At 72.1% G+C, this 11543-nt stretch carries 9 protein-coding genes; 4 read left to right on the top strand and 5 right to left on the bottom strand.

Translation table 11 applies throughout. The features are described from left to right. The first annotated feature begins 349 nt into the window (after positions 1-349). Positions 350-1015 carry a TetR/AcrR family transcriptional regulator gene (locus ACZ45Z_RS10805; protein ID WP_468359418.1) on the top strand — a complete coding sequence of 222 codons (666 nt, stop codon included), beginning with the start codon at positions 350-352 and terminating at the stop codon, positions 1013-1015. Between the two features lie 24 nt (positions 1016-1039). Here the strand turns inward: ACZ45Z_RS10805 and ACZ45Z_RS10810 are convergent, their stop codons facing one another. After that, complete coding sequence (locus tag ACZ45Z_RS10810; RefSeq protein ID WP_468359422.1) at positions 1040-3088, bottom strand: thioredoxin domain-containing protein; 2049 nt, start codon at positions 3086-3088, stop codon at positions 1040-1042. Positions 3089-3301: 213 nt separating this feature from the next. Here ACZ45Z_RS10810 and ACZ45Z_RS10815 point away from each other — a divergent pair, with 213 nt between their 5' ends. Next, a complete protein-coding gene (locus ACZ45Z_RS10815) occupies positions 3302-6583 on the top strand; it encodes a tetratricopeptide repeat protein (RefSeq protein WP_468359424.1) in 3282 nt (1093 codons plus the stop codon). A gap of 126 nt (positions 6584-6709) precedes the next feature. Here the strand turns inward: ACZ45Z_RS10815 and ACZ45Z_RS10820 are convergent, their stop codons facing one another. Together ACZ45Z_RS10820 and mca are read right to left on the bottom strand one after the other, a co-directional pair. Further along, positions 6710-6952: an RAMP4 family protein gene (locus ACZ45Z_RS10820; RefSeq protein WP_468359427.1), complete on the bottom strand. Its 243-nt coding sequence runs from the start codon at positions 6950-6952 to the stop codon at positions 6710-6712. 4 nt (positions 6953-6956) lie between these two features. Further along, complete coding sequence (mca, locus tag ACZ45Z_RS10825) at positions 6957-7829, bottom strand: mycothiol conjugate amidase Mca (RefSeq protein WP_468359430.1); 873 nt, start codon at positions 7827-7829, stop codon at positions 6957-6959. 131 nt (positions 7830-7960) lie between these two features. Here mca and ACZ45Z_RS10830 point away from each other — a divergent pair, with 131 nt between their 5' ends. After that, the gene (locus ACZ45Z_RS10830; RefSeq protein ID WP_468359433.1) at positions 7961-8371 is read left to right on the top strand and encodes a DUF4307 domain-containing protein; all 411 of its coding nucleotides are present in this window, start codon (positions 7961-7963) and stop codon (positions 8369-8371) included. A 226-nt stretch (positions 8372-8597) separates the two neighbouring features. After that, positions 8598-9095: a transcription elongation factor GreA gene (gene greA / locus ACZ45Z_RS10835; RefSeq protein WP_468359436.1), complete on the top strand. Its 498-nt coding sequence runs from the start codon at positions 8598-8600 to the stop codon at positions 9093-9095. Between the two features lie 206 nt (positions 9096-9301). Here greA and ACZ45Z_RS10840 read toward each other — a convergent pair whose 3' ends face one another. Both ACZ45Z_RS10840 and ACZ45Z_RS10845 read right to left on the bottom strand, forming a co-directional pair. Beyond that, positions 9302-10171 (bottom strand): ABC transporter permease, encoded by an 870-nt coding sequence (locus tag ACZ45Z_RS10840; protein WP_468359439.1) that lies wholly within the window; start codon positions 10169-10171, stop codon positions 9302-9304. Beyond that, positions 10168-11151, bottom strand: a complete 984-nt coding sequence (locus ACZ45Z_RS10845; protein WP_468359442.1) for an ATP-binding cassette domain-containing protein — start codon at positions 11149-11151, stop codon at positions 10168-10170. The genes ACZ45Z_RS10840 and ACZ45Z_RS10845 overlap by 4 nt, the downstream gene beginning before the upstream one ends. Between the last annotated feature and the right edge of the window lie 392 nt (positions 11152-11543).

An 11543-nucleotide genomic window follows, 5' to 3' on the forward strand; every position in this document is an offset into this window, starting at 1 on the left:
CGCCCACCGCCCGGGCCGTTCCCGGGTCTTTCCCCCCCCCCCCCCCCCCCCCCCTTCCCCCCCTCCCCCCCCCCCCCCGCCACCTGCCATGCCAGGACCGCCACTTCCGCCGGAACCAAGGCCAAAACCAGCCCACTCCCCCCGAGCAGGAATCCGCCGACACACAGCACGGCGGCGAGCGCGGCGTACGCGTGAATCGCAGGTCGCATCCCCATCACCCCTCCGAGCATCACTGACAGTAATCGTGCCCACGCCGCAGCGTGACACACCCCACTGACAGCCGGGGTTTGGAAGAGCCCGCGATGATCTCTCCGAGAAGCCGCCGGCCCGATCCCCGACAATGGCCCGCATGCTCTTCCCACCCGCCCCCGCCACCCCGCCGACCGGGACACCGCCGACCGAGCCGCCGACGACCGGGCTGCCCACGGCCGGCCTGCGGGAGCGGAAGAAGGCCCGGACCCGGCAGGCGATCCGCCGCGCCGCCTACCGCCTTTTCGCGGAGCGGGGCTACGACGCCACTTCCGTCGAGCGGATCGCCCAGGCCGCGGACGTCTCCCCCAGCACGGTCCTGCGCTACTTCCCCACCAAGGAAGACCTCGTCCTGAGCGATCCGTCCGACGGCACCGGCACCCCGCTGGAGGCCGGTCTCCGCGCCCGTCCCGCCACCGAGCCGGTGGTCGAGTCACTGCGCCACGTCGCTCTGGAGGCGGTCCGCGGGCTCACCGAGCGGGACCGCGCCGAACTGCTCCAGCGCACCCGTCTCATCCGCGAGGTGCCCGCCCTGCGGGGCCGTACGGCGGAGCACGCCGCCCGCGACGCCGCGATGATCGGCGCCGTCCTGTCCGAACGCACCGGCCGCCCGGCCGACGACCTCGAAATCCGCGTCACCGTCGCCGCCGCCCTGGCCGCCCTCCAGGAAACCCTGCTGCACTGGGCGCAGGAGCACCCCACCGGCGACCTGGAACCGCTCGTCAACCGGACGATGGACGCCCTGGGCCGCGGCCTCACCCGCTGAGCCGCGGTCCCTGGGCGCGCCCGGTCAGGGCCGCAGGTGCTCCGCGAGCTCCTTGGGGTCGGTCGTCGGCCGTTCGCAGGTGAAGTGGCGGCAGACGTACGCGGCGGGCCGGTCGTCGACCAGCGGCCGGTCCTTCAGCAGCGGCACCTCGCCGGCGTCGTCCGAGCCGGGTGCGCCGAGCGCGACCACCGCGCCCGGAGCGGTGCCGAGCAGCGCGGCGCTGTGCAGCGCGCGGGTGGCCGGGTCGTCCCGGGGGCCGACGACGGCGATCTCGCGCGGCCCGTCCAACGCCGCCTCAGCGACGGCCAGTCCCCAGCCGATGAAGCGCGGGGCCCGGCCGCCGAGCGCCGTGACGATGCCCAGCGCCCGCTCCGCGGCGTCCCGGTGCAGGGCGCTGCCGGTCAGCGCCGCGTACGACAGCAGCGCGCCGGCCGCCGCCGACCATCCGGAGGGCGCGGCGTTGTCGGTCGGATCCTGGGGACGGCGGATCAGGGCCTCGGCGTCGGCGGCGGTGTCGTACAGCGCGCCGTCCTCGGCGGTGAACTGGACCAGGACGGTGTCGAGGAAGAAGCCGGCGAACTCCACCCAGACGCCCTCGCCGGTGACCGAGGAGAGGGTCAGGAAGCCCTCGGCGACGTCGGCGTAGTCCTCCAGGACGCCGGAGTTGGCGCCGGGCTCGCCGTCACGGGAGGTGCGGTGCAGCCGCGCCTGCCAGTCCATGTGGACGCGGACCAGGAGGTCGGCGGCGTCCGTCGCGGCCTGGATCAGGTCCGGGCGGTCGAAGTACGCGCCCGTCTCGGCGAGGGCGGCGATGGCCAGGCCGTTCCAGGAGGCGACGATCTTGTCGTCCCGGCCGGGGCGCGGCCGCTCCTCGCGGGCCGCGAGCAGCCGCCGCTTGACGGACGCCACCAGGTCGGCGTCGGCCGGTCCGTCGGTGTCGGGGAGTTGGAGGACGGACGCGCCCTCCTCGAAGGTGCCCTCCGGGGTGACGCCGAAATAGTGGGCGGCGAACGCGGCGTCCTTCTCGCCGAGCACCGCGCGAAGCTGTTCCGGCGTCCATGCGTAGTACGCGCCCTCGACGTGCCGGCCGGTGCCGTCGTCGCTGTCCGCGTCGAGCGCGGAGGCGAAACCGCCCTGGTCGGTGCGCAGTTCGCGGACCATGAAGTCGGCGGTCTCCACGGCAATGCGGCGCGCGAGCTCGGAGCCGGTGGCCCGCCACAGGTGCGCGTAGGTGCGGCACAGCAGGGCGTTGTCGTAGAGCATCTTCTCGAAGTGCGGCACCGTCCAGGTGGCGTCCACGCAATAGCGCGCGAACCCGCCGCCGAGCTGGTCGTAGAGACCGCCGCGGGCCATCGCCTCGCAGGTCGCCCGCACCATGTCCAGGGCCGCTTCGGAGCCGGTCCGGGCGTGGTGGCGCAGGAGGAACTCCAGCACCATGGACGGCGGGAACTTGGGCGCGCCGCCGAATCCGCCGTGCACGGCGTCGAATTCGCGGGTCAGGCCCATCAGGGCGGCGTGCAGCTCCTCGGGGCGCGGCGGCCGCCGGTCCGTGGCGGGCAGGGTCTCGGTCAGCGAGCGCCCCGCGAGGTCGGCGACGATCCGGCCGGCGACCTCGCCGACCTCCTCGCGCCGGTCCACCCACGCCTTGCGGACCCCTTCGAGGACCTGTCCGAAGGACGGCATGCCGTGCCGGGGCGCGGGCGGGAAGTACGTGCCGAAGTAGAAGGGCTCGGCGTCCGGGGTGAGGAAGACGGTCATCGGCCAGCCGCCCTGGCCGGTCGCGGCCTGCACGGCCTCCATGTAGACGGCGTCGACGTCCGGCCGCTCCTCGCGGTCGACCTTGACGGACACGAAGTGCTCGTTGAGCAGGGCGGCGGTGGCCGGGTCCTCGAAGCTTTCGTGGGCCATGACATGGCACCAGTGGCACGAGCTGTAGCCGACGCTGAGCAGCACCGGCACGCCGCGACGCCGCGCCTCCTCGAACGCGTCGGTGGACCACGGCCACCAATCAACCGGGTTGTCGGCGTGCTGGAGCAGATACGGGGAAGTCTCATGAGCCAGGCGGTTCGGCATACGGCCATCCTCTCCCAACGCGGGTCCCGGAGTGGGGAGCCGAGGGAGTTATCCACAGCCCTGCCGGAATTCGCGCGGACGCGGAACACTGTGCGTACGGCGGTGATCACCGCAGGAGCGTGCCGCGGGGGCGAGGCGTCCGGCCGTGGCGTGTCGCGCCGGGCGGGGACCGCTGGGACTGCTGGACGGGTGAACAAAAAAAGGGGGACACACATGCCGGGTGCACTGGCTGTGCTGCGCGAGGGCCACCGGGCGGAAGCCGAAGGGCTGTTGACCCGGGCCGTCGAGGAGGAGGTACGGCGTTCGGGCGGGCGGCTGGAGCGGGAGACGCTGCTCGGCAGGGCGCGGGCGGCCCTGGACGATCTGGCGGCCACCGCGGCCGAGGAGTACGCCGCGTACGTCCTGGCGCTGGACGAGGCGGCGGCCGGCCACCGCCCGCTGGCCGAGCGGCTCTCGCGCGAGCGGCTGGCCACCCCGGCGGTGGCGACGGCGGTCGCGGCGGTGGCGGCCTTCGGCACGGACCTGGCCTACGGCACGGGCGCGGGCGCGGCGCTGGGTGTGGGCGCCGCGGTGGTCGTGGCGGGCGCCGCGGCCACGTTCGTGAAGCTCACGGCGGGCCACTGGCCCGCGGCGCACCACCGGGCCGGGGTGCGCGGCCAGCCCGGCGGCCCCGAACAGTTGCGGTTGCAGTGGCTGACGGCGCTGGAGGTGCGCGGCATCCGCCCGTTCCTGGACCAGCAGCGGATGCTGGCGGCGGCGACCCGCGGCAGCGGCACCCCGGCCGAGCCCGTGGCCGCGAAGACCAGCCGGGTGGTGCCGCAACTGCGCGGCGCGGACCGTAGCGCGGCGGCCCGCCAGCGGTCCGTCCTGGAGCAGTCGTTCGCCCAACTTCCGCGCGCGGACGGCCCTTTCGCGGGCCGCCGGGCGGAGCTGACGCGGATCGCGCAGTGGGTGCACGCGGCCCGCGCGAGCACCGAGACCAAGCCGACGGTGGTCGTGCTGCACGGCGAGCCCGGCTCGGGGCGTACGGCGCTGGCGGTGCGGGCCGCCCACCAGTTGCGCGATCAGTTCCGTGGCGCGTGTGTGGTGGATCTGCGGGGCGATACGCCCGGTGAGGTGCCGCTGCCGACGCGGGACACGCTGCTGCACCTGCTCAACCGGCTGGGCGCGCCGCGCGAGCAGTTGCTCTTCCGGGAACGACCGTCGCAGGAGCAGCACGTCAAGCGGCTGACCGACCTCTATCACCAGCATCTGACGGGCCTGCCGGTGACGGTGTTGCTGGACGACGCCTCCGATCCCGAGCAGGTGCGCACGCTGGTGCCGGACCGTTCCGACAGTCTGGTGCTGGTCACGTCCCGGGAGCCGCTGGAGCTGCCGGGCGACGTCCAGGCGTGGGTGCACCACCTGCCGGTGGGGCCGCTGGACACGGCGGGCACCGAGGAGCTGCTGCGGGTCGCGGTCCCCGCGCGGGAGGCGACGGCCGAGGCGGTGCCGTATGACGCGCGGGCGGTGGAGGAGATCCGCGCGCTGTGCGCCGGCCTGCCGCTGGCGCTGCGGGTGGCGGGTTCGTCGCTGGCCTCCCGCTCGCCCGCCGCGCTGGCGGCGGACCTGTCGGCGCACGGCTCGGTGGCGCCGGTGGAGCGGGCGTTGGGGCTGCGCTACTTGGATCAGTCCGAAGCGGCCCGGCGGCTGCTGCGCCGGCTGGCGCTGGTGGGCCGGGCGTCGCTGGGCGCGGCGGCCGCGGCGGCGCTGCTGGGCGTCGCGGACCAGGAGGCGGAGCGGCTGCTGACGGCGCTGGCCGGGGCCGGGCTGATCGAGCACGTCCGCGGGGAGCGCTTCCGGCTGCACGCCCTCGTGCACAGCTTCGCGCACGACCGGCTGGTGGACGAGGAGGAGCCCGGCGAGCGCGCCGCGGCCCAGGAGCGGCTCATCCGTGGCTACGCCGAGCTCGCCGACTCCGTCATCCGCCTGGTCGACGGCCGGACCTCGACGCGCGCCGACCGCTTCGGCTCGCACGGCTTCACGTCCCTGGACGCCGCCCTGCAGTGGCTGGACGACGAGAGCAGCTTCATCACGGCCGCGCTGCGCCACGCCGACCAGGACGTGGACCAGGCCGCGGTGTCGCATCTGCTGGGGGCGCTGGCCGACTACTGCCTGCTGCGCGGCGATCTCTACCGCCTCGGTGAGCTGAGCGAGCTGACCCGGGCCGTCGGCCAGGGCCTGCTGGTCCGGTCGGTGCAGTGGCGTACGGGTGTCGCGGCCCGGCAGCTCGGCGAGCTGGACACGGCCCGCACGACCCTGTCGTCGGTGGTCGACCTGTATTTCGAGGCGCAGCATCCGGCGGGCGCCGCCCGCGCGTTGCGTGATCTGGGCATCACCCTCCAGCAGCAGGGCAATCTGACGGAGGCGGCGGCCAAGCTGCGCGAGGCGCTCCAGATGCAGTCCGGCGCCGATATGCACGGCGACCGGGCGTGGACGCTGCACGCGCTGGCGGCCGTCGAGCGGGACCGGGCGCGGATAGCCGAGGCGCTGGAGCTGCTGCGCGAGGCGCTGGAGCTGCACGAGGAGAGCGAGAGCGTCCACGGCCAGGCGTGGGCGCACTTCCAGCTCGGGCAGGTGCATCTGCGCCGGGGCGACGTACCGCTGGCGGAGGAGGCGCTGCACGCCGCGATGGAGCTCTACGGCCGTACGCACGACGAGCGCGGCGAGGCGTGGGCGATGACGCAGCTCGCGCGGGCCCGGCTGCTGGACGGCGAGCCGGGCGCGGCCGCGGACCAGTTGCGCCAGGCGCTGCCCCTGCACCACGGCCACGAGGACGCCCGGGGCGAGGCGTGGACGATGTACTACCTGGGCCAGGCGCTGGAGGAGCACGGGGAGCAGGACGCGGCGCTGCGGCAGTTGGAGCGGTCGCGGACGATGTTCAGCCGGATGCAGGACGGCTACGGCCTGGCCTGCGCGCGTCATCACTCGGGGCGGGTCACCCGCGATCTGCGCGCGGAGCAGACCGGCTCGCTGCGCAACAGCGGCTTCGCCCGGCAGCTCCTCCAGGACGCCCGCAAGGATTTCCAGCGGATCGGGGTGCCGCACGGCGAGGCGTGGTCGTGCCTGGAGTTGGTGATCATCGACGCGGGTAACGGCCGTACGGCGCAGGCGCTGGAGCTGGCCGACGAGGCCGCCCGGATATTCGCCGGCTACGGCGACCGGCGCGGCGAGGACTGGGCCCGGTTCCTGCGCTGCACGCTGCTGCCGTTCGCCTCGCCGGGCGGTTCGGTGGTGGGCACGGCCGTCGCGCAGGAAGAGCTGGCGCGGCTGGTGCGCGAGAGCCACCCGACCCGGGATTCGAAGCTGGAGGACTGCGCGGAGACCTTCGCGCTGCTGCTGGAGCGCGGCGTGGAGCCGGAAACGGGGTGGCAGGCGTGGCGGCTCGGCATGGTGCCGAACCGCCACGCGCGCGAGGTGATGGGGGTGGCCATCGAGCCGACCACCGCCGAGTGAGACCCGGTGCCCCCGGCTGCCGTCGGTGCGCGGCGCGGCTCGCTGACCGCCGTAGGTCAGCGAACCGGGTCGACGCGCCGGTCAGCCAGCCGGGTCGACGCGCAGGTCAGCGAGCCGCCGGGCCCGTCAGCCGGTCTTCGGCTTCGGGGCGCCGGAGGCGGTCGCCCCCGCCTCGCCGTCCTCGGGCTGCTCCTCGAAGTCCACCTTCTTCATGTGCTTGTTCATGGACTTCATCAGCAGCCATACGGCGCCGCCGATGACCGCGAAGACGATGAAGCCGAGGACGCCGGGGGTCACCTTGTTCTTGTCGAAGCTGTCGGCAAGGGTGACGAAGTGCGTCAGGGCGAGGGTGCTGGTCGCGCTCATCATGGGGTCAATTGTTGCGGATGCCCGCGAAGAGGTCGTCCTCGGGGAGGGAAGTGTCCACGAGCGACTTCGCGAGCTCGTATTCCTCCGTCGGCCAGACCTCCCGCTGGATGTCCATCGGGACCCGGAACCACCCGCCGTCGGGATCGATCTGGGTGGCGTGCGCGATCAGGGCCTTGTCGCGGATCTCGAAGAACTCGTCGCACGGCACGAACGTCGTCAGGGTGCGCTCGCGCTGCTCGAACTGCTTCCAGCGCTCCAGCCACTCGCCGTAGGGCGAGTCCATACCGCGCTCCAGCAGCGCCTCGTGCAGCGCCACGGTCCGCGGGCGGTTGAAGCCCTGGTTGTAGTAGAGCTTCTGGGGCTGCCACGCCTCGCCGGCCTGCGGGTACTTCTCCGGGTCACCGGCCGCTTCGAAGGCCACCATCGTGATCTTGTGGGTCATGATGTGGTCGGGGTGCGGGTAGCCGCCGTTCTCGTCGTAGGTCGTGATGACCTGCGGCTTGAACTCCCGGATCAGCTTCACCAGCGGCTCGGCCGCCGCCTCGACGTCCTGGAGGGCGAAGCAGCCCTCGGGCAGCGGCGGCAGCGGGTCGCCCTCGGGCAGCCCGGAGTCGACGAAGCCCAGCCACTCCTGCTTGACGCCCAGGATCTCCCGGGCCTCGTCCATCTCCTTCTTGCGTACTTCGTGGATGTTCTCCTCGATGTACGGATCGCCCTGGAGTTTGGGGTTGAGGATGGAACCTCGCTCACCGCCTGTGCAGGTGGCGACCAGCACGTCCACCCCCTCGGACACGTACTTGGCCATGGTGGCCGCACCCTTGCTCGACTCGTCGTCGGGGTGGGCATGGACCGCCATCAATCGAAGCTGCTCAGTCAAGACTCGATCCTCAGTGAAAGGCTGGAGAAGATGCCTCCTATAGTGACCGAAGCGGGGGGCACTGTATTCCCAGAGGAGCGGACCCCCCGAGGGGTTCCGGGATCAAGGTCCCCGTACCAGGAGGAATGATCATGACCGCGGTACGCGAAGGGCTCCCGGACGGACGCTACGGCCGCTCCGCGGATGAGCGCGCGGACCGCAAGCTCAAGATCATCGGAGCGGTGCTCGGAGCGGCACTGCTCGCGGTGGTCGCCTGGTTCGGCGCCTCGTACATCACCGGCCAGGACCTCAGCGGTCGGGTGATCACCTGGGACGCGGTCTCCGATCACGCCGTAAAGGTGCATCTGGAAGTCGTCAAGGGCAAGGACGACACGGGTGTGTGCACGCTGCGCTCGCAGTCCGAGGACGGCTCCGAGGTGGGCCGCAAGGACGTCACCGTCGACAAGCACGCGGAGCAGGTGGACACCGAGGTCACGCTGCGGACGACGAAACGGGCGACCAACGCCGTCCTCGTCGGCTGTACGGTGACCGGCGGCAACTGATCCGGCGGGCGGTGCGCCGAGCCGGCCCGCGCTCGGACGAGGCACGCGGCGGGGCGCCGGACGACCGGCTCTGATCAGCGGTGATGTGTTCCTGTGCGTTCCTTGTGGATTTCCTCTTCCCCGTTTTGTGCCGGAATTGTTAGGCTCGTGGTTTCGCCCACCTGTGAAGGCGCAAACCTTCCTGGTAGGGCGTTTGATTTATCCCCAGTACCGACGAGGAGCACCTGTGACCCAGACCAGCGAGAACGTCACCTGGCTGACCCAGGAGGCGTATGACCAGCTCAAGGCAGAGCTGGAGCACCTGTCTGGTCCCGCACGCGCCGAGATCACCGAAAAGATCGCGGCGGCCCGCGAGGAAGGTGACCTGAAGGAGAACGCCGGGTACCACGCGGCCAAGGAGGAGCAGGGCAAGCAGGAGCTTCGCGTACGCCAGCTCACCCAGCTGCTGCAGAGCGCGAAGGTCGGCGAAGCCCCCGCCGCCACCGGTGTCGTCGCCCCCGGCATGGTCGTCACCATCGCGTTCGACGGAGACCAGGACGACACCCTGACGTTCCTGTTGGCGTCGCGGGAGTACGCGAGCTCGGACATCGAGACCTACTCCCCGCAGTCGCCGCTGGGCGAGGGCGTGAACGGCAAGAAGGTCGGCGCCCACGCGGAGTACGAGCTCCCCAACGGCAAGAAGGCGGCCGTTCAGATTCTCGACGCCAAGCCGTACACGGCCTGAGTCCCCGAGCGTCGCGCAGACGGTGAAGCGGCCCGGAGCCCACGGGGGCTCCGGGCCGCTTTTGCCTGCCCGGGGCGGGTGTTCCCACCTCTCCGGGGCGGGTCTTCCGCCTGTCCGGGGCGCTTCTTGTGCCGGCTGTCCGCGGGCCATCGCGGCCGCTTACGCGCCCCGTCCGGCCCGCCGCAGCCCTCAGGCCGCCGCAGCGCTCAGGCCGCCGCCGAGCGGTACTTGCGTACCGCCAGGGTGCGGAACACCGCGATGATCACCAGGGACCAGATCACCGAGGCCAGCACCGGATGCTCCATGGGCCAGGCACCGGTCACCGACTTCGAGACGCCCGGGATGGTGTTGCCGAACAGGTCCCGGGCCGCGGCCACCGTCGCGCTGAACGGGTTCCACTCCGCGACGTGCTGCAAGAACGCCGGCATGCCGTTGACCGGCACGAACGCGTTGGAGATGAACGTCAGCGGGAAGAGCCAGATCAGCCCGCCGGATGTGGCCGCCTCCGGTGTGCGCACCGTCAGGCCGATCAGCGCGCCGATCCACGAGAAGGCGTAGCCGAGCAGGAGCAGCAGCCCGAAGCCCGCCAGCACCCCGGCGATGTTCTCGTGGGTGCGCCAGCCGATGAGCAGCGCCACCACGGCCAGCACCACCAGGGTCAGGGCGGTCTGCACCAGGTCGGCGAGGGTACGGCCGGTGAGCACCGCGCCCCGGGACATGGGCAGCGACCGGAACCGGTCGATCAGCCCCTTGTGCATGTCGTCGGCGATGCCGGCGCCGGCGCCCGCGGTGGCGAAGGTGACCGTCTGCGCGAAGATGCCGGCCATCAGGAATTCGCGGTACGCCTGCGCGTCGCCCTGCGGGGCCCCGGGGATGTTGATGGACCCGCCGAACACGTAGGTGAACAGCACCACGAACATGATCGGCTGGATCAGCCCGAAGATCACCACTTCGGGGATCCGCATCATCCGGATCAGGTTGCGCTTGGCCACGACCAGGGAATCGCGCACGGACCGGGTGATGCCGCCGCGTGGTCGCGGCGTCCGGACGGGGGCCGCCTCACTCACCGAAGTCACTTCGCCACCTCCTCGCCGGCCGCGCCGGCCTCGTCCTCGGTCTCGGCGGCGTGCCCGGTCAGCGAGATGAACACATCGTCCAGGGTCGGGCGGCGCAGTCCGATGTCGTCGATCTCGACGCCCCGGGCGTCCAGCTCCCGGATGACCTCGGCGAGCAGCTTCGCGCCGCCGGCCACCGGGACGGTGAGCTTGCGGGTGTGCGGTTCGACGGTTTCCTCGCCCTTGCCGAAACCGCGCAGCACCTCGCCCGCGAGGGACAGGTGCTCGGCAGCGTGCACCACGACCTCGACGCGCTCGCCGCCGGTGCGCGCCTTGAGCTGGTCGGAGGTGCCGCGGGCGATGACCTTGCCGTGGTCCACGACGCAGATGTCGTGGGCGAGGCGGTCGGCCTCCTCCAGATACTGCGTGGTGAGCAGCAGCGTCGTGCCGCCCGCGACCAGTTCCTGGATGACGTCCCAGAGCTGCTGGCGGTTGCGCGGGTCGAGGCCGGTGGTCGGCTCGTCCATGAACATCACGGGCGGGCTGACGACGAGCGCGGCCGCGAGGTCGAGGCGGCGGCGCATCCCGCCGGAGTAGGTCTTGGCAGTGCGGTCGGCCGCGTCACCGAGATTGAAGCGTTCCAGCAGCTCATCGGCCCTGCGCTTCGCGTCCCGCCCGCTCATTTGGTAGAGCTGGCCGACCATCGCCAGATTCTCGCGGCCGGTGAGGTATTCGTCGACGGCGGCGAACTGGCCGGACAGGCCGATGGACCGGCGCACCCTGTCGGGATGGGCGAGCACGTCGATACCGGCCACCACCGCCTTGCCGCTGTCGGGCTGGAGCAGGGTCGTCAGGACCCGTACGGCGGTGGTCTTGCCGGCACCGTTCGGGCCGAGCATTCCGAGGACGGTTCCCTCGGGAACGTCGAGGTCGACGCCGTCCAGTGCCTTGACGTCGCCGAAGGTCTTCACCAGACCTTCGGCGTAAATCGCGCCTGGCATGTGGGTACCCCCGTGGCTTGGTGATTTTCAGGTGGAAGGTGTGGAGGGTTCGGATGGAGCTGACGGATCAGATGAGCCGAATGTGCCGAATAGATCGAATAGGTCGCATAGTACGTTTGGCGGCTTCGGCCCGCCCGTGAACACGGACTCGCCGAGCCCATGCCTTTCGAATCCGGATCGTACTCCAGACGCGATACATCGCGATACTGGTTTTCGTCATTTCCCGTACGGAAGCGCGCGGAGGCGGTGGCCCCGGCCGTAACCGCCGCCTGACCGGGCCGGAAACGCGGGGGGGGGGGGGGGGGCTCCCCCTCTCCCCCCCCCCCCCCCCCCCCCCCCCACAACCAGCGGGGTCACCCCCCCAACAAGGGTTCCGGCTCCCCCCAATTCCC

It is taken from the genome of Streptomyces sp. NPDC031210, assembly GCF_055570395.1.